At 71.8% G+C, this 21,639-nt stretch carries 22 protein-coding genes and 1 tRNA gene; 8 read left to right on the top strand and 15 right to left on the bottom strand.

What is annotated here, in order from left to right; translation table 11 throughout:
- Positions 1-96: 96 nt before the first annotated feature.
- Entirely contained in the window at positions 97-327 is a 231-nt protein-coding gene (locus QC282_RS11195; RefSeq protein ID WP_279549106.1) for a DUF2277 domain-containing protein, read from the bottom strand.
- Positions 328-435: 108 nt separating this feature from the next.
- Between QC282_RS11195 and QC282_RS11190 the strand changes: the two genes are divergently transcribed.
- Positions 436-1,338, top strand: a complete 903-nt coding sequence (locus QC282_RS11190; protein WP_279549105.1) for a 2-dehydropantoate 2-reductase — start codon at positions 436-438, stop codon at positions 1,336-1,338.
- Between the two features lie 184 nt (positions 1,339-1,522).
- On the opposite strand, the gene QC282_RS11185 is transcribed toward QC282_RS11190, so the two are convergent.
- Complete coding sequence (locus tag QC282_RS11185) at positions 1,523-2,095, bottom strand: GNAT family protein (protein WP_279549130.1); 573 nt, start codon at positions 2,093-2,095, stop codon at positions 1,523-1,525.
- A 155-nt stretch (positions 2,096-2,250) separates the two neighbouring features.
- On the opposite strand from QC282_RS11185, the gene QC282_RS11180 reads away from it, so the two are divergent.
- A complete protein-coding gene (locus QC282_RS11180; protein WP_279549104.1) occupies positions 2,251-2,604 on the top strand; it encodes a hypothetical protein in 354 nt (117 codons plus the stop codon).
- Positions 2,605-2,609: 5 nt separating this feature from the next.
- On the opposite strand, the gene QC282_RS11175 is transcribed toward QC282_RS11180, so the two are convergent.
- From QC282_RS11175 to QC282_RS11165, 3 genes are all read right to left on the bottom strand, one after another.
- Complete coding sequence (locus tag QC282_RS11175) at positions 2,610-3,311, bottom strand: DUF305 domain-containing protein (RefSeq protein ID WP_279549103.1); 702 nt, start codon at positions 3,309-3,311, stop codon at positions 2,610-2,612.
- Between the two features lie 85 nt (positions 3,312-3,396).
- Positions 3,397-3,867: a DUF6153 family protein gene (locus QC282_RS11170; RefSeq protein WP_279549102.1), complete on the bottom strand. Its 471-nt coding sequence runs from the start codon at positions 3,865-3,867 to the stop codon at positions 3,397-3,399.
- 86 nt (positions 3,868-3,953) lie between these two features.
- A tRNA-Val gene (locus QC282_RS11165) sits at positions 3,954-4,025 on the bottom strand.
- A 229-nt stretch (positions 4,026-4,254) separates the two neighbouring features.
- Here QC282_RS11165 and QC282_RS11160 point away from each other — a divergent pair.
- From QC282_RS11160 to QC282_RS11150, 3 genes are all read left to right on the top strand, one after another.
- Positions 4,255-5,088 (top strand): DUF4097 family beta strand repeat-containing protein, encoded by an 834-nt coding sequence (locus tag QC282_RS11160; RefSeq protein WP_279549101.1) that lies wholly within the window; start codon positions 4,255-4,257, stop codon positions 5,086-5,088.
- Between the two features lie 80 nt (positions 5,089-5,168).
- Complete coding sequence (locus QC282_RS11155; protein WP_279549100.1) at positions 5,169-6,593, top strand: hypothetical protein; 1,425 nt, start codon at positions 5,169-5,171, stop codon at positions 6,591-6,593.
- A 44-nt stretch (positions 6,594-6,637) separates the two neighbouring features.
- A complete protein-coding gene (locus QC282_RS11150; RefSeq protein WP_279549099.1) occupies positions 6,638-6,865 on the top strand; it encodes a zinc ribbon domain-containing protein in 228 nt (75 codons plus the stop codon).
- A 179-nt stretch (positions 6,866-7,044) separates the two neighbouring features.
- On the opposite strand, the gene QC282_RS11145 is transcribed toward QC282_RS11150, so the two are convergent.
- From QC282_RS11145 to QC282_RS11135, 3 genes are all read right to left on the bottom strand, one after another.
- On the bottom strand, positions 7,045-7,881 hold the full coding sequence (locus tag QC282_RS11145; protein ID WP_279549098.1) for an HAD family hydrolase: 837 nt from the start codon (positions 7,879-7,881) through the stop codon (positions 7,045-7,047).
- Entirely contained in the window at positions 7,881-10,373 is a 2,493-nt protein-coding gene (locus tag QC282_RS11140; protein ID WP_279549097.1) for a phosphoribosyltransferase, read from the bottom strand. The genes QC282_RS11145 and QC282_RS11140 overlap by 1 nt, the downstream gene beginning before the upstream one ends.
- A gap of 65 nt (positions 10,374-10,438) precedes the next feature.
- Entirely contained in the window at positions 10,439-11,611 is a 1,173-nt protein-coding gene (locus QC282_RS11135) for an HpcH/HpaI aldolase/citrate lyase family protein (RefSeq protein ID WP_279549096.1), read from the bottom strand.
- A gap of 219 nt (positions 11,612-11,830) precedes the next feature.
- Between QC282_RS11135 and QC282_RS11130 the strand changes: the two genes are divergently transcribed.
- Positions 11,831-12,691, top strand: coding sequence for a TerD family protein (locus tag QC282_RS11130; RefSeq protein ID WP_279549095.1), 861 nt, complete (start codon positions 11,831-11,833; stop codon positions 12,689-12,691).
- A 121-nt stretch (positions 12,692-12,812) separates the two neighbouring features.
- Here the strand turns inward: QC282_RS11130 and QC282_RS11125 are convergent, their stop codons facing one another.
- The 6 genes from QC282_RS11125 to QC282_RS11100 all read right to left on the bottom strand — a co-directional run bounded on the left by QC282_RS11125 (position 12,813) and on the right by QC282_RS11100 (position 17,242).
- Positions 12,813-13,550, bottom strand: a complete 738-nt coding sequence (locus tag QC282_RS11125) for a Tellurium resistance (protein ID WP_279549094.1) — start codon at positions 13,548-13,550, stop codon at positions 12,813-12,815.
- 102 nt (positions 13,551-13,652) lie between these two features.
- Positions 13,653-14,798, bottom strand: coding sequence for a DUF475 domain-containing protein (locus QC282_RS11120; RefSeq protein ID WP_279549093.1), 1,146 nt, complete (start codon positions 14,796-14,798; stop codon positions 13,653-13,655).
- A 58-nt stretch (positions 14,799-14,856) separates the two neighbouring features.
- Positions 14,857-15,432 (bottom strand): TerD family protein, encoded by a 576-nt coding sequence (locus QC282_RS11115; RefSeq protein WP_279549092.1) that lies wholly within the window; start codon positions 15,430-15,432, stop codon positions 14,857-14,859.
- Positions 15,433-15,529: 97 nt separating this feature from the next.
- Complete coding sequence (locus QC282_RS11110; protein WP_279549091.1) at positions 15,530-16,105, bottom strand: calcium homeostasis/redox stress adaptation protein; 576 nt, start codon at positions 16,103-16,105, stop codon at positions 15,530-15,532.
- 112 nt (positions 16,106-16,217) lie between these two features.
- Positions 16,218-16,676 (bottom strand): peroxiredoxin, encoded by a 459-nt coding sequence (locus QC282_RS11105; RefSeq protein WP_279549090.1) that lies wholly within the window; start codon positions 16,674-16,676, stop codon positions 16,218-16,220.
- Between the two features lie 128 nt (positions 16,677-16,804).
- The gene (locus QC282_RS11100) at positions 16,805-17,242 is read right to left on the bottom strand and encodes a DUF3052 domain-containing protein (protein WP_279549089.1); all 438 of its coding nucleotides are present in this window, start codon (positions 17,240-17,242) and stop codon (positions 16,805-16,807) included.
- A gap of 421 nt (positions 17,243-17,663) precedes the next feature.
- On the opposite strand from QC282_RS11100, the gene aceE reads away from it, so the two are divergent.
- The gene (aceE, locus tag QC282_RS11095) at positions 17,664-20,411 is read left to right on the top strand and encodes a pyruvate dehydrogenase (acetyl-transferring), homodimeric type (protein ID WP_279549088.1); all 2,748 of its coding nucleotides are present in this window, start codon (positions 17,664-17,666) and stop codon (positions 20,409-20,411) included.
- Between the two features lie 74 nt (positions 20,412-20,485).
- Positions 20,486-21,241, top strand: a complete 756-nt coding sequence (locus QC282_RS11090) for a potassium channel family protein (RefSeq protein WP_279549087.1) — start codon at positions 20,486-20,488, stop codon at positions 21,239-21,241.
- A 75-nt stretch (positions 21,242-21,316) separates the two neighbouring features.
- On the opposite strand, the gene QC282_RS11085 is transcribed toward QC282_RS11090, so the two are convergent.
- Entirely contained in the window at positions 21,317-21,619 is a 303-nt protein-coding gene (locus QC282_RS11085) for a small hydrophobic protein (RefSeq protein WP_279549086.1), read from the bottom strand.
- Positions 21,620-21,639: the final 20 nt, after the last annotated feature.

Below are 21,639 nucleotides of genomic sequence, written 5' to 3'. Positions count from 1 at the left end.
TTGGCAGTGTGACCGACGTGAGGCCCGGCTTGGTGGCCTCGCCGGCGTTCGGCGTCGGCCACCCACCCGTCTCCGGCCTCCGCCCCCGCCCCCGCCTCAGCCGGCCCGTTTCGCCGTCTGTCCGCGTACCTCCAGCCCCGCCAGCAGTTCGGCCGTGGCCTGGGCGATCGCGTTCACGGCATGGTCGAAGACCTCCTGGTTGTGCGCGGCGGGGGCCCGGAAGCCGGACACCTTGCGCACGTACTGGAGGGCGGCGGCCCTGATGTCGTCCTCCGTGGCCTCCTCGGGCAGGGCGGGCGGGCGGAGCGTCTTGATGCTGCGGCACATGCCCCCAGTCTCGCTCCCTCCCGGGAATACCGACACGTCCCGGCCCGATTGAGCAGAACATGATCGCAGCGGCCACCGTCCCGGGGCCGACCGACGAGGGGACGACGCATGACGCAGGACAAGACCACGGTCGCCGTACTGGGCCCGGGCGGCGTGGGCGGGCTGCTCGCCGCGCTGCTCGCGCGCGCCGGGCACCGGGTGATCTGCCTGGCCGGCGAGGACACCGCACGGACGCTGCGCACGGACGGGATACGCGTCCGCAGCGGACGGTTCGGCGACTTCACGGCCCGCGTCGAGGCGGACACCGAGCTGCGCGAGCCGGTCGACGCCTGCCTGGTCGCGGTGAAGCACACGACCCTCGCCGCCGCCCTCGACCGCGTCCCGGCCGACGCGCTCGGCGACGGTCTGCTCGTGCCGCTCCTGAACGGCGTCGAACACCCGGCCGCCCTGCGCGCCCGCTACGGCACCGACCGCGTCGCCCCGGCCGTCATCCGCGTCGAGTCGACCCGCGTCGCGCCGGGCGTCGTGGCGCACGCCAGCCCCTTCGCCGAGGTCGACCTGGCGGGCGACCCCGTGCCCCGCGCGCGGCTCGACGCCCTGGCCGCGACCCTGGCCGCCGCGGGCCCTGCCACCCGGGTGCTGGACGACGAGGCGGCGGCGCTGTGGGCGAAGATGTCGTTCCTCGCGCCGCTCGCGCTGCTCACCACCCGCCACGGCCTGCCCCTGGGTGACATCCGCACCCGGCACCGCGACGAGCTGACCGCGCTGGTGACGGAGACGGCGGCGGTCAGCGGGGCGTGCGGCGGCCCGGCGGACCCGACCGGGGCGCTCGCCCGGTACGACGCCTTCCCGGCCGGCATGAAGTCCTCGATGCAGCGGGACGCCGAGGCGGGCCGCGCCCTCGAACTGGACGCCATCGGCGGCGCGTTGCTCCGCGCGGCCGAACGCCACGGGGTGCCCGCGCCGGTGACGGCCCGTGTGGTGCGGGAGCTGACGGACGCCGGGTACTGACGGCACGCGGCACGCGCGGGACGGCCGGTCGCGCCGCGGGGTCGGCCGTCCCGTACGTCATGCGTTCGCGTCATGCGTTCGCGCCAGGCATTCCTGACGTACGGGCAGGCGTCCCGTACGTCATGCATCCCGTACGTCATGCGTCCTGCGCGTGAGGCATGCCGGACGCGAGGCATGCCCCGTGTCACGCGTCCTGCGCGTCAGGCGTCCCGTCGGGGCGGCCGTCGGTCAGGTCCAGTCGCCAGTCGTTCGACGTGATCGGGTTCCCCTTGGGGTACTCGAACTCGACCGGCCCGAGCAGGGTGAACCCGGCCCGGCGGCACACCCCGTTGGACGCCGCGTGGTCCACCTTCGGGAAGGCGTGCAGGTACCGGTGTCTCCCGGCGTCCCGCGCGGCCTCGGCGACCGCCCGTGCCGCCCGTACGGCGAGCCCTCTGCGCTGGAACTCGGGCAGGACGGCCCACCCGGTCTCCCACACCGTCCCGCCCCGCCACTCGTGTTCCCAGAAGCCGATGCTGCCGACCGTCTCGCCGCTGCCGGCCAGCACGACCCGGAACATCCCGCCCACCGCCAGGTCGAGATACCGCTGATGCCGGGCGAGGAGCTTCTCCTCGGTCTCGGGACCGCCCAGGTGCTCGGTCATCTCCGGGCTGTTGTAACGGCGCAGCAGCCACAGATCCCCGTCCCCGTACGGCACCAGCCGCACCTGCTCACCACGCGCGCCCCCGCCCGCGTCACCACTCGTGCCACCGCCCATGAGGCCACCCGTGTTCTCCATGCAGCAACGGTAGGACGGGGGTCTGACAACGGCGGCGGGCCGACCCGTCCCGGGGCTCCGCGCGGGCACGCCCGTTCGAGTGAAGCCACGCTGGGAACTCGCACCCCAAAATCGAACAGGCGTATCATTGGCTCGTGGCAACGACCTATGACTTTCCGAGTGACCTCCTCGCCGGTCAGGAGGAACTGCATCAGGTCCGGGCCGAGCTGTCGGCCCTGCTGAAGCGCCTCCCCTGGTCGGTCGAGCCCGTGGACGGCTTCAGCGACGACAACGGCTGGCGCAAGGTGGAGCGCCCGGCCTCGCCCGGCTGGACGGCCGACGAACAGGCCGAGGTGGAGAAGCTCCGGCAGCGCGAGCGTGAACTCGCCGTGTTCGTCAGCACCCACCGCTACTGGACGGAGCTGGCCGGCCCCGACCGGATGCGCGCCCGCTCCGAGCTGAAGCACGCCCACGAGGCGCCGCCGGAGGTTCCCGACGGCGCCTCCTGACGACGTCAGTCCTTGCCGAGCAGCTTGTTCATCTCGGCGATCTCCTCGGTCTGCGCCGTGGCGATGGCGCCGGCCAGCTTCTTGGCCGGACCGTGGCGACCCTCGGCCTTCTCGGTCCTGGCCATCTCCACGGCGCCCTCGTGATGCTCGATCATCATCGTCAGGAACATCGCGTCGAAGGCCTTGCCCGACGCCTTCTCCAGCTCGGCCATGTCCTCCTCGGACATCATCCCGGGCATGCCCGAGTGGCCCGAGTGCGCCGAGTGGTCCGCGCCGGGCGTCTCCCGCGGCACGTCCTCGCCCCAGGTCTCCAGCCAGCCGGACATGGTCCGGATCTCCGGGTCCTGCGCCTTCTCGATGCGCCGGGCGAGGTCCTTGACCTCGGCGGACCCGGCCCGGTCGGGGGCCAGGCGGGCCATCTCCAGGGCCTGCCGGTGGTGCGGGATCATGCCCTGCGCGAAGGCGACGTCCTGGGCGTTGTGCGCACCGGCCGTGGCGTCGGCCGACGCGCTGGAGGCGGCGCTCGGGGACGAGGCGCCGTGGCCCCCGTGTCCGCCGTCGCCGTCGCCGCCGCAGGCGGCCAGGGCGAGCCCGGCGACGGCCGTGACCGCCACCAGGGCGGCACGACGCGCGAGGGTACGGATTCCGGTGTCGCTGGTGTTGCGGATGTCGCTGGTCTCACTGGTGTTGCGGATGTCGCTGGTCATGCGTGAACTCCTGCTGTGGCAAGTGGATTTCGGAATACGGCACACGGCTGCGCCGCGCCGCCGGGGCGCGGTGCGGGAGCGGTGCCTATATCCGCAGCAGCTGGAGTTCGGCCAGGGAGGGCGGGGCGCGTGCGCCGTCCGGCGCCTCGGCCGCGTACGCCCGTACGGCGTCGGCGCGGGCCGCCGCCGGAACCGGGTCGAGGACGAGCGCGGGCAGCACCGGCCCGCCGCCCACCGCGCCCGACGCGCAGGTCGGATCGGCGTGCCGCGCGTGACCGCCGCCGTCGTCGTGCGCACACCCCGCCACCGGAGCCGTGACCGCGACCGGGTCGGCGTGGTGTCCCTGCTCCACCGCCGCGCCCAAGCCGGGGCGGGCATCGACAGGGTCGGCTCCGCCGACGTGTGCGTGGGAGTGGGCACCGGTGTGGCCGTGCCCCGTACCGCCGCCGGGCGCGAGCCCGTGCATGGCCAGGACGCCCGCCAGCAGCCCCAGCACGCACACCGCCCGCCACCACCGCGCGGGTGGTCGCCGGTCGTACGCTCGGGGGCCGTTCACGGGGTCATCCTAAAGAAGCCGCCGGAGGGTACGAAAAACGCCCCGGTCCGGTGGCACGGTCCGGGGCGGTTCCCTGATGATCCCGGTGGGCGCGGACGGTTTCGAACCGCCGACATCCTGCTTGTAAGGCAGGCGCTCTACCCCTGAGCTACGCACCCGGTTCCTGAGCCACGTGGCCAGGACGAGTCGACAGCCTACATTGCCGGGGGCGCTGTCCCGCAAACCCGTATCCGGCCCGTAGGGGAACGGCGGGGGTTAACCCCACCCCGGATCCGGGAGCGGCCCGGATCCCCCCTGGGCGCCCAGGTCCGTACGGTCGAAGCGCCCGCACCGGAGCGGGCACCGGTCGCGGAGCCGCCGCGCCGGCCGTCCCAGGGGGAGACCGTCATGTCCCGTACCACCCGCCGTACCGCCGCCGTTCGTGCCGCCGCCGTCACCGGTGCCGTCGTGGTCCTCGTGGCGGGTGCGAGCGCCTGTGCCTCCGCCGGGGACGACAAGGACCCCGAGCACCGGTCCTTCGCGCTGTCCGGCCGCACCCTCACCATCGACTCGGACGACTCGGCGCTGGAGATCGTCGCGACGGACGAGCAGAAGGCGGGCACGGTGGGCGTCACCCGCTGGTTCGACGGCTCGGTCGCGTTGGGTGACGAGCCCGAGGTGACCTGGACGATGGAGGACGACCGGCTGGTGCTGCGCCTGAAGTGCTCCGGGGTGGTCGCCGACTGCGAGGCCGAGCACCGCGTCCGGGTGCCGCGCGGCGTCGCCGTCGAGGTCGAGGACGGCGACGGCAGTGTCCGGGCGAGCGGCTTCCGTGCGGCCCTCGACATCCGTACCGGCGACGGTTCCGTGCGGGTCAGCGGCTCCAGCGGGCCCCTGCGGGTGCGCACCGGGGACGGCTCGGTGCGGATCACGGACACCTCGGGGGCGGTCCGGGTGCACACCGGGGACGGCTCCGTCCACGCGGACGTGTCCTCGCGCAAGGTGTCCGCCCGGACTGCGGACGGCTCGGTCCGGCTCGAACTGGACGCCGTACCGGACCTGGTGGAGGCCCGTACCGGCGACGGCTCGGTGACGATCGCGGTGCCCCGGGAGACGTACCGGGTGACGACCGAGACCGGGGACGGCTCGGTGGACGTGTCGGTGCCCCGCAGCGACACGAGCGACCACGTGGTGTCCGCGCGTACCGGCGACGGGAAAGTCACGGTCCGGACCGCGAACTGATCGGCCCGTGTGTTCGTCCTCAACCGGTGGGAGAATGACATGACACCGGGCAGGGCGGACCACAGCACGGGGAGAGGGATGTGACGGCGACACCATCGCGGCCGTACTCACCGTTCGCGCCGCGCGCACGCCGCCGCGCTCCTCGGACACCCGGCCCGCGCGCACGCCGCGCGGGCCGCGCCCCGGGGCCTCTGCGTGACGCGCTGACCCTGATCGCGCTGCCGCTGACCGCCGTTCTCGTGCTGCCCGCCGCGTTCGCCGGCGGCGGCACGCGGCGCTGGTTCGGCGGCCGGGCCGAGGGCCAGCGGGCGGAGGCGCAGGCCGCGAAGGACGCGGCGGCCGAGGCCTTCTACGAGCTCGACACCGCCCAGCGGGACCTGCGGATCTCCATCGAGACGATCACCGCCGTCGACGCCACCCCCGCGGCCCGCCGCGCCGTCGCCGACTTCGAGGCGCTGGGCCGCCGCATCGACGAGGCCAGCCACCGCTACATCAGCGCCGTCGACGCCCACGATCTCGACCGGGACGACCTGGAGGCGTCGGTCGCCGCCCGGGCCCGCACGGAGCTGACCGAGGCCAAAGGCGGACTGGACCGGGTGAAGCAGGAGCTGGACCGTTTCACCGAGGGGCTCGGCCCGCTGCTCGGCAAGGCCGAGACCCAGCTGGCCCGGCTCGCGCCCGCCGTGGAGCGGGCCCGGCAGTCCCTGCTCGCCGCGTCCAACGCCCTCGACGCGGCGCGCGGATCGGGGCTGCGCGCGGACGACCTCGCCGCCCGGCTCGCCGCGCTCGCCCCGGAGCTGACCCGGCTGAACCAGGGCGCGGGGCAGCACGGCGTGCCGCAGACGCTGGAGCGGGCCGAGCGGGTCGCGCGCGAGGCGGAGACGGTCCGGGCGGAGGCGGAGCGGCTGCCGGAGCGGGCCGCCGAGATCGGCAACCGGCTGGTGTCGCTGCGTACCCGCGCCGAGGCCCTGACCACCCGCACCGGGCAGGTCGAGCCGGTGCTGAGCGAGTTGCGCCGGCGGTTCACGGCCGCCTGCTGGCAGGACCTGCAGTACGTGCCGGACCAGGCCGTGGAGACGGTACGGCAGGCCGAGGTGAAGTTGCGGGAGGCGCAGGCCGCGCGGGACGAGCAGCGCTGGCCGGACGCGACGGCGCTGCTGTCGACGGTGCGGGCCCTGCTGAACGCGACGGACGAGGCGGTGTCGGCGGCCGGCGACCGGCTGCGGCGGCTGAACGCCGTGCAGAAGGACCCGCAGGCGGAGATCGAGCGGACGCGGTTCGCGATCCGGGACGCGCAGCGCCTGGCGATGGCGGGCCGTCACACCCCCGACCCGCGCCACGCGCGCCCGCTGGACGACGCGGTGGCCCGCCTGGACCGGGCGATCGGCACGCTGGAGGGCCGGCACCCCGACTACTGGCACTTCCTGACGGAGACGGAAGCGGTACGGCAGGCGGTGGGGCGCGTGGTCTCCCAGATCCGTGAGGAACGCGGCGCCGCCCAGTGAGGAGCACCGGCGACGCCGCGTGCCGCGCCCGCTAATCTGTGCGCATGCCTCGCTACGAGTACCGCTGCCGGACCTGCGGCGACACCTTCGAACTGAGCCGTCCCATGGCGGAGTCCTCCGCTCCCGCGAGCTGCCCCGCGGGCCACGACGACACGGTGAAGCTGCTGTCGACGGTGGCCGTCGGCGGCACGGCCGGGGGGTCCGCGCCCGCTCCCGCGCCCCGGCAGGGCGGCGGAGGCGGCGGCTGCTGCGGCGGGGGCTGCTGCGGCTGACACACAGGCCTTCCGGGCAGCACCGGGCGTTCCCTGGCGGCACCGGGGGTTCCCTGGCCAACACCGGCTTCCCTGGCCAGCACCGTTCACGGTCCGGCACCGGGCGTTCCGCCGGCACCGGCTTCCCTGGCCGGCACCAGCCCTCTCACCACCGGCGCCCCGCCCGGAACGCCCCCCGGTTACCCGACCCCCGTCACCCCCGCTGCGCGTCCCCCCCGTACCGCCCGCAGGAACTCCCGCAGGATGCGCTCCCCCGCGAGGACGCCCCGGTCGGGCAGGGCGGTGATCGCCGGTGCCGTCCAGTCGGCGTCGGCCAGTTCGCCGTGGCCGGGGCGCCAGCCCCGGTCGGCGGCCAGCAGCAGGTCGGCGTCGAGGAGGGAGTCCCCGGCGGCCAGGGTGAGGTCGGCGCCGGTGCGGCGGGCGAGCTCACGCATCGCGGCGCTCTTGGTGAGCGGCTTGGGCACGGCGTAGATCTTGCGGCCCTGGAGCGACACCGTCCAGCCGCGGTTCTCCGCCCACACCGCGAGTTCCTTCACCCATTCCTCGGGGAGCAGTTCGCGCTCGACGACGAGGTAGGCGAACAGGTCCTCGGCGATGCGGTGCTTGCGCACCCACAGCGGGTCGGCGGTGTTCACGAGGTGGTCGCGCACCTCGGTCAGCGGCGCGCACTCGTCGGCCAGCCGCGCGGTCACGCGCGCGTGCCACTCGGGGTCCGAGACGCCGTCCACCAGCAGGTGTCCGCCGTTGGCGCAGATCGCGTACTTCGGCGGCGGGCCGGGCAGGTTGATGCGCTGGTACTGCTTGCGGGTGCGGGTCGTGGTCGGCACGAACAGGGCCGCGTCACCGAGGTCGGTGAGCAGCTGCGCCGCCGTCTCCGTCAGGTACGACAGCGGCTTGCTCTCGTGGACCTCCACGCACAGCAGCCGCGGCGCCCGCGCGTCCGGCATGGTGAGGGCCAGCGCCGCCGCCGAGTAGATGAGCGTGCGGTCGAGGTCGCTCGCGACGAGCACCGGCATCAGACCGTCACCGCCCTGCCGTCGGCGCCGGTCGCGCCGCGCGTGAATCGGGGGTGGATCAACCCGACGCAGGTGTAGGGGAGTTCGGCGACCTCCTCGACGGGCACGCCGCGCTGTTCGGCGAGCAGCCGCACGTGGTCGAGGTCGCTTCCGGCGTCCTGCCGGGCCAGGATCTTCCAGGGCACGCGGCGCAGCAGCACCCGGGTGGTCTCGCCGACGCCGGGCTTGACGAGGTTCACGTCGTGGATGCCGTACTCCTCGCTGATGCGCTCGACGGCCGCCCAGCCCTCCCAGGTGGGGGCGCGGTCGGCGGAGAGCAGGTCCTTGACCTGCCGGTCGACGGCGTCGGTGACCTCGGGGAAGCGGGCGCAGACGGCGTCGAGGAAGGCCACGGAGACGTCGGAGCCGGCGAGTTCGCGGTAGAACTTCGCGCCGTGGTAGTCGTGCGGGCCGACCAGGTCGGAGCGGAGCACGGTGCGCGATATCAGCCCGGAGACGGTGGAGTTGAGGCAGGCGGAGGGGATGAGGAAGTCCTCGCGGGTGCCGTAGGTCCGTACGCAGGAGCCGGGGTCGGCGAGTACCGCGATCTCCGGGTCGAAGCCGGTGATGCCGTCGCTGTCCTCGAACTCCCGCAGGGCGGCGGCCAGTTCGCGGGTGATGGCGCCCTTGCCGGTCCAGCCGTCGACGAACACGACGTCGCGCGGGTCGTGGTCGGCGGCCAGCCGGCGCAGCGCGTTGGCGTCGATGCCGCGGCCGCGCACGATGGACACGGCGTAGTGCGGCAGGTCGGTGCCGTGCCGGTACTGGGCCCAGCGGCGCATCAGGATGCCGATCGGGGTGCCGGCGCGGGCCAGGGAGACGAGGACGGGTCTCGGGGAGCGCTCGGCGAGCACCAGCTCGGTGACGGCGCCGGCGGCCAGCGCGATGCGGGCCGCCGAGGTCTCCAGCGCGGCGTGGAACAGCTCCGTGTACTGCTCGCTGGGCTGGTACTCGACGGGCAGGGACTCGGCGTAGTGGGCGCCGCCGCTCTGGATGGCCTCCTCGCGCTCCTCGGTCGGCGCCTCCAGCGTCACGTCCGAGAGGTCCTGGAGCAGCCAGCCGACCTCGTCGGGCGGGTACGAGGAGAAGGCGGGGCCGCGTAGGGGCTCGGGCAGCATGGCGGGCCTTTCGGTGCGGGGCTCGGGGACGTGGCTCGGGACGACCGCGAGCAGGACCTGCGGGGTGTGCGCGGCGAGCCGGGCGAGGAGTCCGTCGGGCGCGTGCAGGGCGGGGGTGTCGGCGACCGAGTCGACGACCGCGATCACGGCGTCGAAGCCGGCCCCGGCGACGTTGTAGGCGTAGCGCTCGCCGGGGCCGTCTGCCGGGTCGTCGTGGGCCGGGAAGACGAGGCGGGTGCGGATCGCGTAGCCGGGGTCGTCGACGGCGAGGACGGGTGAGCGGGTGGTGGTGGAGTAGCGGACGTCGGCGGTGACGGTCTGCTCGAGCTCGCGGGCCAGCCTGAGCGGCGCGTACATCAGCTCCTCGAAGCCGAGGACGAGGAGGCGGCGGGCGTCGGCGGGCAGGGCTTCGGCGAGGCGGGCCGCCATGGCGGGCAGGGCGGCGTCCAGGCGGGCGCGGTGCGCGGGTGTGAAGCCGTGCCGGCCGCCGTCGGGCAGGCCGCGCGGCCAGCGCAGGTCGAGGCGGGTGATGCGGCCGCCGGGGCGTCCGGTGGGGGCGTCGGGGCCGCTCTCGTGCCGGGCGACGAGCTCGCGGCCCTTGTCCAGGACGCCGTCCGGCAGGGTCACGGTGCCGGAGGCGGCCGCCACCAGGTCGACGCGGGCGCCGATCTCGCGGGCGAAGTCCGTGAGCCGGTCGCTGTCGGCGGGCGAGCGCATGTCCACGAGGGCGACGACGACGTACCGTTTCCGCGGGTAGCGGGCGTGCAGGTCGCGGATCGTGTTGAGGACCGTGTTGCCGGTGGAGAACTCGTCGTCGACGAGGACCAGCGGCCCGTCCCCGGCCAGCAGCGCGGGATCGGCGGGCAGCAGCAGGTGCGACGTCGCGTGCGAGTGGGACTCCTCGAAGCCGCCGGCCGGGGTGACGCCGTCGACGGGGCGGCGGGTGGAGTGCAGGTAGGGGGCGAGGCCCACGCCGTCGGCGACCGAGTGGCCGAGGCCGGTCGCGGTCTCCGCGTAGCCGAGGACGACGGCGGCGGCCGCGTCGGCGCCCAGCAGTTCGCGTACCCGGCGGCCCAGCCGGAGGCCGTGGCCGTAGACGACGGACGGCGACTGCGGGACGTGCTTGCCGAGCACGTGGGACACGAGCAGATGGGCCCGTTTGGGGTTGCGGCGCAGCGCGAGGCCCAGCAGGCCGGTCAGCGAGTCGTCGCCGGTCAGCCGCACGCCGAGCCGCTCGGCGACCCAGCTGCCGGACCATATGCCGTCGGTGCCGTCGGACGGCCCGTCCTGCTCCCCGTATCGCACGCGTTCGTGCACCTCCCTGTTCGCCCTCATGAATATCCTGCGCCCGCGTCGGAACCGAAATCGCGTTCCCGGCCGTGGGCGGTGCCGGTTCTCGGTTACGTGCCGTCCGTGAGGCCGGCGGCGAGCAGTTCCACGAAGCCGATGTCCTCGTTGGCGACGCCGAACGCCTCGGCGCGCAGCAGCGTCCGCTCGGCCCAGGCGCGGTGCGGCTTCACCTCGTTCATCTTGTTCGTGTACGCCGACCTCAGGACGCCGCCGCCGTCCCGTTCGGGCCGCAGGATGTCCTGGGCGTCGCAGAACTCCTCGTGGCTGACGACGGACAGCGCGTGCACCGGCAGCACGTGGGACGGGTGGATGCAGGTCTTGCCGAGCAGGCCGTTGGCGTGGTCCAGGGAGATCTCCCGCAGCAGCCCGTCCATGGCGTGCTCGATCAGCTTCTCGCGCAGGGCCACGGCCTGCACCTCCAGGAAGGGACTCTGCCGCAGCTGGGGCTTGAACATGCGCTCCTGGACGCGGAAGTACTCCCACACGGGCCCGGTCACGGTGAAGCCGGTGCCGTCGGCCCGCCCCAGCATGTTCACCACGTCGGAGATCACGGACGCGACGACCTGGACGTCGTAGGCCGTCATGTCGGGGCCGCGGCGCAGGCCGTACGAGGAGCAGAAGTCGGTGACGCCGAGGCGCAGCGCGAGGACCCGGTCGCGGTACTTGTCCACGGCGCGGAAGATGCCCTCCAGGGTGGCCACCCGCGATTCGCGGTAGAGCAGCTCGGGAGACTCCAGCACCGGCATGGCGAACAGCCGCCGGCCGCTGGCGGCCTCGGCGCCGGACAGGGCCTCCAGGAACGCCATGCCGCGTTCCTCGGTGAACTTCGGCAGGACGAATCCGGACAGCAGCCGGACGGCGGGGCCGAGCCGGCGCACCAGGTCGGGGATCTGCTCGGGCACCCGGACCCGGACGAACAGCAGCGGCAGGTCCGCTCCGGCGCGGGCGGCGAGGTCGGTGAACTGCCGGACGAGGTTGTCCTCGCCGGCCGGGACGTCCGCGTCGTCGATGGAGTCCTCCAGGCACAGCACCATCGACACGACGCCGCGCGCGGCCTGTTTGAGGATGTCGTCCGCGAGTCTCGGCCGGGTGGCCGGGCTGTACAGGGTGGCGCCCAGGGCCGCCGACAGCAGGCGGGCCGGGGAGTCGGCGGTGAACTCGCACGGCTCCTGGTGGAAGATACGTTCCCGCACCTCAGGGGCGATGTGCCCGAAATGTTGCATAAAGCTCCCCCGCGGTGTCTTGGCGACCTGTGATCTGTCCAAAGGTGGCCGGTAATAGTACGTAGAAGTCCATGTCAGGAGTTCCCGACAGGCATGAATTCCCAGTAAAGCGAACACGCCGTTCCGGCCAATACGGCGCGCTCCGGGTTCCCCGGCACCGGCACCGGAATCCCCTCCCCCGCGTTGTCGTGACCAGGACCGACAGGGCAGGATGACCGCATGACGCACGCGATGCTGAAGGGGTCGAACGTCCCGCTGGAAGCCACCACGGTACGTGCCGTGCTGCGCTGGACACCCGGGCAGGGGGTCCCGGACGTCGACGCCTCCGCGCTGCTCCTCGGCCCCGACGGTCGTGTGCGTTCCGACGAGGACTTCGTCTTCTACAACCAGCCCCGGCACCCGTCCGGGCAGGTGTGGCGGCTCGGCAAGAAGCAGGTCGCCGAGGCCCTCACCGACACGATCCAGACAGACCTCTCCGGTGTCGAGTCGGCGGTCGGCCGGATTCTGCTCGTCGCCTCGGCGGACGGCGTCACCTTCGACCGCGTGCAGTCGCTGCGCATCCTGCTGTACGACGCGACGGTCGCCGACGCGGAGCCGCTGGCGTTCTTCGACGTCAAGCCGGAGACCGGCGAGGAGACCGCGCTGATCTGCGGCGAGCTGTACCGGCGCGGTGAGGGCTGGAAGTTCCGCGCGCTGGGCGAGGGCTACAGCAACGGTCTGAAGGGCCTGGCCACGGACTTCGGCATCTCGGTCGACGAGTCGGAGCAGGCCGAGCAGTCCGAGCGGTCGGAGGGCCCGACGAGGGTCACTCCCCGGCCGGAGGTCTCCCAGCCGCTCCCCCCGGAGCAGCCGACCGCGGCGGTCCCGTCCCAGCCGGCCTACGGATACCCCCAGCCGCAGCCCCAGGCGCAGGCCCAGGCGCAGCCTTCATACGGCTACCCGCAGCCGACGAGCGCGGCCCCGTCCTACGGCTACCCCCAGCAGGCTCCGACCGCCCAGGGCTACGGCTACCCGAACCCGGCGACTCCGGACCCGAACTTCCAGCTGCCGCCGCAGGGCCCGCAGTTCATCGGGCGCTGAGGACGCCGAGGACGCCCGGGGCGCCCAGACAGCGCGGGCGAGGGGCGCGGGGCACCCGGCGGTCAACCGCGCGGGACCCGCGCCCGCGCAGCGCCGGAATGCGCCGGATCGCCGGCCAACGTCACCGCCCCGCCTTGGACTTGTAGCCCCGCCCCCACTGCAGCCCCCACCCGTACAGCCGGTCCAGCTCGCCCTGGAACCCGTACACGAACCTGACCTCGCGCCGCACCATGATCTCCCCCTTCACGTTCTCGATCATCACGACCGCGCAGGACCGTGCCTGGGGGTGCCGCTCGTCGAGGCCGATCTCGATGCGCGGCCCGTTGCTCGGGAACAGGGTCACGCTCGCGTGCGTCCGGTCGAACGCCGGTGTCTGGTCGTAGATGTACACGAACACCAGCAGCCGCTTGATCTCCTCGCGGTGGTCAAGGTTGACGTACATCGTCTCGCCGGACGCGGAACCGAACCGGTCGTCGCCGCTGAGCTTGACGTACGGCGGTGCGTTCACGTCGCCGAGGTAGCCGCCGAGCGGCTGGACGACGCCCTTGGTGCCGTCCTGGAGCTCGTACAGGCATCCCAGGTCGAGGTCGACGTTGACCATGCTCTGGCTGTGACCCATGACCTCCGGCGGCTTCAGCGCCTTGAAGGGGTGCCGCAGCAGGCTCTCACGCTGTGAGCCGCCGAAGTCGGACGTGCGCATGCGCCAGTTGAGGTTGACGCGCAGATGGCCCGTGGCCGCGCCCTGCTTCGTCAGGGACACCTGGCTGTGCCGTTTGGTCAGCTCGATGGCGTTGCTGGACGCGCTGCCCGAGTCGAAGTCGGCGCGGCGTGCGCCCCACAGACCGTCCAAGATGCCCAATTCCCGCCCCCACGTTCAGTTGTGGACCGACAGCGGGGCGGCCGCCCAGGACTCCTCCTCGACGGCCGCCCCGCACAGAAGCGTTCCTCACCCGGTCGGGTGTCACACCCCGGACGACACCTCAGTCTTGTCGTCCGAGCCCGCGTTTCCCTCGGCCGCCGCGAGGGCCTTGTTGCGGCGCACGGAGGACCAGAAGGACCAGCCGATCAGGGCCACGCCGATCAGGCCGGTGATGAGCTCGTGGATCTCGTACTGGATGGTGATCAGCAGGATCATGGCGAGCGCGCCGATGGCGTAGTGCGCGCCGTGCTCCAGGTAGACGTAGTCGTCCAGGGTGCCCTGGCGGACCAGGTACACGGTGAGCGACCGGACGTACATGGCGCCGACGCCGAGGCCGAGGGCCATCAGGACGATGTCGTTGGTGATGGCGAAGGCGCCGATGACGCCGTCGAAGGAGAACGACGCGTCCAGGACCTCCAGGTAGAGGAACATGAAGAACGCCGCCTTGCCGGCCAGGGCGACCGCCGAGCGCGGCTTGCCCTTCTTCGCGGCCTCTTCCTCCTGCTCGTGCTCGCGCTCCTCCTCCTCTTCGAGCTTGTCCTCGAAGAAGCCGGAGAGACCGCCGACGATCATGTACGTGATGAGGCCGGCGATGCCGGACAGAAGCACCGTCTCGGCCTTGTCGACGTGCGCGCCGCCGTGCTGGTGAGCGTGCGTCGCGAAGGTCATCGCCGAGAAGAGCAGGATGATCAGGGCGATGCAGACCGACAGCATGTCGATCTTGCCGAGCTTGGCGAGCGGGCGCTCCAGCCAGCCGAGCCACTTGATGTCACGGTCCTCGAAGATGAAGTCGAGGAAGATCATCAGCAGGAACATGCCACCGAACGCCGCGATCGACGGGTGCGCGTCGGTGACGAGCTCCTGGTAGCGGTCCTTGTCGGTGAGCGCGAGGTCGACCGCCTCGATCGGCCCCAGTTGGGCGCTGACGGCGACGATGACGACGGGGAAGACCAGCCGCATGCCGAAGACGGCGATCAGGATGCCGATGGTGAGGAAGATCTTCTGCCAGAAGGCATTCATCTTCTTCAGAATGCCGGCGTTGACCACGGCATTGTCGAACGACAGCGAGATCTCCAGTACGGAGAGGATCGCCACGATGCCGAAGGCGGTCCACCCCCCGTAGAAGACCGCTGCGACCAGTCCGAGCGCGGTGACCGCGAACGACCAGCCGAAGGTTTTCAGAACCACTGGCTACCCAATCCCTTGTGTACGGGGTGTACGGGTCTCCCCCGCGCCGCACCCGGCTTTACGAAACGTTGACTCCGAAGTCTAGAGCGATGCCTCGCAGCCCTGACGCGTACCCCTGTCCGACGGCCCGGAACTTCCACTCGCCCTGGTAGCGGTAGACCTCGCCGAAGATCATCGCGGTCTCCGTGGAGGCGTCCTCACTCAGGTCGTAGCGGGCGAGCTCCTGGCCGTCGGCCTGGTTCACCACGCGGATGAACGCGTTGCTGACCTGGCCGAAGGTCTGGCCGCGCTCGTCGGCCATGTGGATGGAGACCGGGAACACGATCTTGTCGCACTGCGCCGGCACCTTGGAGAGGTCGATCAGGATGGACTCGTCGTCGCCGTCGCCCTCACCGGTGAGGTTGTCACCGGTGTGCTCCACCGAGCCGTCCGGGCTCTTGAGCTGGTTGTAGAAGACGAACCATTCGTCCCCGAGCACCCGGCCGCTGCTGCACACCAGCGCGCTGGCGTCCAGGTCGAAAGGGGCTCCGGTGGTGGAGCGCGCGTCCCAGCCGAGCCCGATCATCACCTGCGTGAGGTCCGGTGCGGCCTTGGACAGGGAGACGTTGCCCCCCTTGGCGAGCGTGACGCCCATGTTGTGGTCCCTCCCCGTTGCTGCTTTCTGGTTGTCCTGCGCGTCCGGCGCCGCACGCAAACCGTGCGGCGCCGGACGATGCGGGCGGATGGCCCGCTCAGACGTTCACGCCGAAGTCCTGCGCGATGCCGCGCAGGCCCGAGGCGTAGCCCTGGCCGATGGCGCGGAACTTCCACTCCGCGCCGTGCCGGTACAGCTCGCCGAAGACCATCGCGGTCTCCGTGGAGGCGTCCTCACTGAGGTCGTAACGGGCGATCTCCGCGCCGCCGGCCTGGTTCACCACGCGGATGAAGGCGTTGCGGACCTGGCCGAAGGACTGCTGGCGGTTCTCGGCGTCGTAGATCGAGACCGGGAAGACGATCTTCTCGACGTCGGCCGGGACGGTGGCGAGGTTGACCTTGATCTGCTCGTCGTCGCCCTCGCCCTCACCGGTGAGGTTGTCACCGGTGTGCTCGACCGAGCCGTCCGGGGTCTTCAGGTTGTTGAAGAAGATGAAGTGCGCGTCGCTCGCGACCTTGCCGCCGCTGTTCAGCAGCAGGGCGCTGGCGTCGAGGTCGAAGTCCGTGCCTGTCGTGGTGCGCACGTCCCACCCCAGACCCACGATGACCGCGGTCAGGCCCGGAGCCTCCTTGGTCAGCGATACGTTGCCGCCCTTGCTGAGGCTGACTCCCACGAGTCCTCCATTGGTGTCCTGGGGCCGGGGAGCCCCGTAGTACTGGATGTCGGATCAACGAGTCGATCCTAGTGAGGGGTTCCCGTGCCTCGCAGGCCCTGGCGACCGGGAATCACAGGGTGTCGAGCGCCTTCACGTAGTCGTTGAGGTCACGGGCGTCCGGCAGGCCGTTGACGACGGTCCAGCGCACGACGCCCTCCTTGTCGATGATGAAGGTTCCGCGCACGGCGCAACCCTTGTCCTCGTCGAAGACGCCGTAGGCGCGCGAGACGTTGCCGTGCGGCCAGAAGTCGGACAGCAGCGGGTACTCCAGGCCCTCCTGCTCGGCGAAGACGCGCAGGGTGTGGATGGAGTCGTTGGAGACGGCGAGCACCTGGGTGTCGCGGTCGGAGAAGTGCGGAAGGTGGTCCCGCAGCTCGCACAGCTCGCCGGTGCACACGCCGGTGAAGGCGAACGGGTAGAAGAGCAGCACGACGTTCTTGTGACCGCGGAAGTCGGAGAGCTTCACGGTCGCGCCGTGGTTGTCCTTGAGCTCGAAGTCGGGGGCCTTTTCGCCGACCTGGATCGCCATCGCGCTGAATGTCCCTTCGGTGGGGCTGTTCGAGTGGTGGGACCACCCTACGCAGCGGCCGCCGGGGACCTTCGGACGGGCCGGGCGTGACCGCCCGGCCCGTCCGGTGTGTCATGTGCCGACGGGGGTCACTTCTTGGACTTGGCCGCCTTGGGCGTGGCCAGGCGGCTGCCGCTCCAGTCCTTGCCCACGCTGACGCTCTTGGACGCCGTCAGGCCCGCCGTCGTCGCGGCTTCCGAGATGTCGCTCGGTTCCACGTACCCCGCACGGCCGGTCTTCGGCGTGAGGAGCAGGATCGCGCCGCCTTCTTCGATGTACGTGGTGGCATCCACCAGCGCATCCGTCAGGTCGCCGTCGTCGTCACGGAACCACAGCACAACGGCGTCGGCCACGTCGTCGTAGTCCTCGTCGACCAGGTCGCCCTCGACGACTTCCTCGATGGCCTCGCGGAGTTCCTGGTCCACGTCGTCGTCGTAGCCGATCTCCTGGACCACCTGCCCGGGCTGGAACCCCAGCCTGGCGGCAGGGTTCGTCCGCTCCTCCGCGTGGTCCGCGGTCGCGCTCACGGGTTGCCTCCTGATCATGTCTTGGAATGGGTGCACCCCCGGCTCCTGTGAGCCTGGGGGAATCTCAGCCACGCGCGTGCGCGAAGCATTGGCCGTAGTCCACACGGGCGGGACGGATCGCGCAAGTACCCGGCCTCCGGGACCGCCGAAACGGTGACGATCCTGGCCGTGTCGCCGCAACTCCGTGCACATCATCCCGGCCCATCGTGACGCATGCCACACCTTTCTGCCCTGTTTGCGCATTTGGGAACCGTCCACGGGTACGAGACTCGAATGAGTCTGCCGAGCCGGGCCGGGCCGGGCACCCCGCGGGTTACCTCTCGGTAAAGATGACGTTTGCCTCCCAAGAGGTACACGATGGGGACGGCGCAGGCACACCGGCATCCCTCTCCCAGCAGCCCTCCGACAGGTAAGGAACAGCGTGGCTTCCGGATCCGATCGCAACCCGATCATCATTGGCGGCCTTCCGAGTCAGGTTCCTGACTTCGATCCCGAGGAAACCCAGGAGTGGCTCGACTCCCTCGACGCCGCCGTCGACGAGCGCGGCCGGGAGCGGGCCCGCTACCTGATGCTGCGGCTGATCGAGCGGGCCCGCGAGAAGCGCGTGGCCGTGCCCGAGATGCGCAGCACGGACTACGTCAACACCATCGCCACCAAGGACGAGCCGTTCTTCCCGGGCAACGAGGAGATCGAGCGGAAGATCCTCAACGCCACCCGCTGGAACGCGGCCGTGATGGTCTCGCGCGCCCAGCGGCCCGGTATCGGGGTCGGCGGCCACATCGCCACGTTCGCCTCCTCCGCCTCGCTGTACGACGTGGGCTTCAACCACTTCTTCCGCGGCAAGGACGAGGGCGACGGCGGCGACCAAATCTTCTTCCAGGGCCACGCCTCGCCGGGCATCTACGCCCGGGCGTTCCTGCTGGACCGGCTCGGCGAGCAGCACCTCGACGGGTTCCGGCAGGAGAAGTCGAAGGCGCCGTACGCGCTGTCGTCGTACCCGCACCCGCGGTCGATGCCGGACTTCTGGGAGTTCCCGACCGTGTCGATGGGCCTCGGTCCGATCGGCGCGATCTACCAGGCGCGGATGAACCGCTACATGCACGCGCGCGGGATCGCGGACACCTCGAAGTCGCACGTGTGGGCGTTCCTCGGCGACGGCGAGATGGACGAGCCGGAGTCGCTGGGGCAGTTGTCGATCGCGGCCCGCGAGGGCCTGGACAACCTGACCTTCGTCGTCAACTGCAACCTCCAGCGCCTCGACGGCCCGGTGCGCGGCAACGGCAAGATCATCCAGGAGCTGGAGTCGATCTTCCGGGGCGCCGGCTGGAACGTGATCAAGCTGGTGTGGGACCGCACCTGGGACCCGCTGCTCGCCCAGGACCGCGACGGGGTGCTGGTCAACCGGATGAACACCACGCCGGACGGCCAGTTCCAGACGTACGCCACCGAGTCCGGCGCGTACATCCGCGACCACTTCTTCGGCGACGACCACCGGCTGCGGGCCATGGTCGAGGGCATGACCGACGACCAGATCCTGCACCTGGGGCGCGGCGGTCACGACCACCGGAAGATCTACGCGGCGTACAAGGCGGCCGTCGAGCACAAGGGCCAGCCGACGGTCATCCTCGCGAAGACCATCAAGGGCTGGACGCTGGGCCCGAACTTCGAGGGCCGCAACGCCACGCACCAGATGAAGAAGCTGACGGTCGACGACCTCAAGCGCTTCCGGGACCGGCTGCACCTGCCGATCTCCGACCAGGAGCTGGAGTCCGGCGTGCCGCCGTACTACCACCCGGGCCGGGACTCGGAGGAGATCCAGTACATGCACGACCGCCGCAAGAGCCTCGGAGGGTACGTGCCGACGCGTGTGGTGCGGTCGAAGCCGCTGGCGCTGCCCGGGGACCAGACGTACGCGACCGTGAAGAAGGGCTCCGGTCAGCAGTCCATCGCGACGACCATGGCGTTCGTGCGGCTGCTGAAGGACCTCATGCGGGACAAGGAGATCGGCAGGCGGTTCGTGCTGATCGCGCCGGACGAGTACCGCACGTTCGGCATGGACTCCTTCTTCCCGAGCGCGAAGATCTACAACCCGCTCGGCCAGCAGTACGAGGCGGTCGACCGCGATCTGCTGCTCGCCTACAAGGAGGCGCCGAACGGGCAGATGCTGCACGACGGCATCTCCGAGGCCGGCTGCACGGCCTCGCTGATCGCGGCGGGCTCGGCGTACGCCACGCACGGCGAGCCGCTGATCCCGGTGTACGTCTTCTACTCGATGTTCGGTTTCCAGCGCACCGGCGACCAGTTCTGGCAGATGGCCGACCAGTTGTCGCGCGGTTTCGTCCTGGGCGCGACCGCGGGCCGCACGACCCTGACCGGTGAGGGTCTCCAGCACGCGGACGGCCACTCGCAGCTGCTCGCGTCGACCAACCCTGCGTGCGTGGCGTACGACCCGGCGTTCGGCTTCGAGATCGCGCACATCGTCAGGGACGGCCTGCGCCGGATGTACGGCTCCGACGACCAACACCCGCACGGCGAGGACGTGTTCTACTACCTCACCGTCTACAACGAGCCGATCCAGCACCCGGCCGAGCCGGAGAACGTGGACGTCGAGGGCATCCTCAAGGGCATCCACAAGCTCAGCGAGGGGACCGGCGGCGCGCTGCCCGCGCAGATCCTGGCGTCCGGTGTCGCGGTGCCGTGGGCGATCGAGGCGCAGAAGATCCTCGCCGAGGAGTGGAACGTCCGGGCGGACGTCTGGTCGGCGACCTCCTGGAACGAGCTGCGGCGCGACGCCGTGGAGTGCGAGGAGCACAACCTGCTGCACCCGGAGGAGGAGCAGCGGGTGCCGTACGTGACGCGGAAACTGACCGGTTCCCAGGGCCCGTTCGTGGCGGTGTCCGACTGGATGCGGTCGGTGCCGGACCAGATCGCGCGGTGGGTGCCGGGCACCTACCAGTCGCTGGGCGCGGACGGCTTCGGCTTCGCGGACACGCGGGGCGCGGCCCGGCGGTTCTTCCACATCGACGCGCAGTCGATCGTGGTGGGCGTGCTGACCGAGCTGGCCAGGGAGGGCAAGGTCGACCGGTCGGTGCTGAAGCAGGCCGTCGACCGGTACCAGCTCCTCGACGTGACGGCCGCGGACCCGGGCGCGGCGGGCGGCGACGCATAGCGGCACGGTGGCGTGCTCGAGGGCGGCGGGGCCGACTGCTCCGCCGCCCTCCGGCGTTTCCTACGATGCCCGGCATGAGCATGGGCGCGGACGCGAAGATCGGGCACGACACTGCGGCGGCCCGCTGGGAGCGGCGTACCCAGCGGCCGCTGCTCGCGCTGGCGGTGGCGTTCGCCGTCGCCTACGCGGTGCCGATCGTCGCCGGTTCGGCGGGCCCGGCGGTGACACGCGCGTGCGCGGTGGTCGAGTGGACGGTGTGGGCCGCGTTCGCCGTCGACTACGCGGTGCGGCTGCGTCTGGCCCGGGACCGCCGGACGTTCGTGCGCACCCACTGGCTGGACCTTCTCGCGGTGCTGCTGCCGCTGATCCAGCCGCTGCGGCTGCTGCGGCTGGTGTCGACGCTGCTGCTGGTGGGGCGGCGGGCCCGGATGGCCTCGCAGGTCCGGCTGACGACGTACGTGGCCGGCTCGGTCGTCGGGCTGCTGATGTTCGGGTCGCTGGCGGTGCTGTCGGTGGAGCGCGACGCGCCCGGCGGGAACATCAGGACGCTCGGCGACGCGGTGTGGTGGTCGTTCACGACGATGACGACCGTGGGCTACGGGGACCACGCGCCCACCACCGGTCTCGGCCGGGTGCTCGCCGTGGGGCTGATGCTGTCCGGGATCGCCCTGCTCGGTGTGGTCACCGCGAACATCGCGGCCTGGTTCATCTCCCGCTTCGAGAAGGACGACGCGGAGGAGCGGCGGCAGACGGCGGCCATCGAGGCGCTGACCGAGGAGGTGCGGGCGCTGCGGGCCGAGGTGGCGGCGCTTCAGGAACGGCAGCCGTAGGGCCGGCGGGCGGCGCGTGGACGCGGGTGGGCCCCCGGAGTTCGCCGGGGGCCCTTCCCTCACTGCCCCGGGGCGCTACATGCCGACGCCCGGGGTGGCCGCTCCGGCGAGCCGCATGACTGCCAGGAGCGTGTCGATGCCCCCCAGAACCAGGGCGACCACCGCGGGTCCGGGCCGGGAGCCCGCCCAGCCGCGGCCCATGGCCAGCCGGCCGCAGACCATCGCCAGGGGACCGAGGACGATCCCCAGGGCGAAGAAGCCCGCGACCGCGCAGACGACTCCGACGACTCCGAGCGTCGCGCGATCCGGCCCGCTCCGTGACCACGTCCGGCCACGTGACCGGGGGTGCCCGCGCGCGCCCCGTCCGAAGCTCGCCATCTCCAACTCCCTTGAACCCC

The organism is Streptomyces sp. DH24 (genome assembly GCF_029813775.1).
GTDB lineage: Bacteria > Actinomycetota > Actinomycetes > Streptomycetales > Streptomycetaceae > Streptomyces.
The sequence above is the reverse complement of the archived record's forward strand: the minus strand, read 5'-3'. Positions and strand labels throughout refer to the sequence as shown.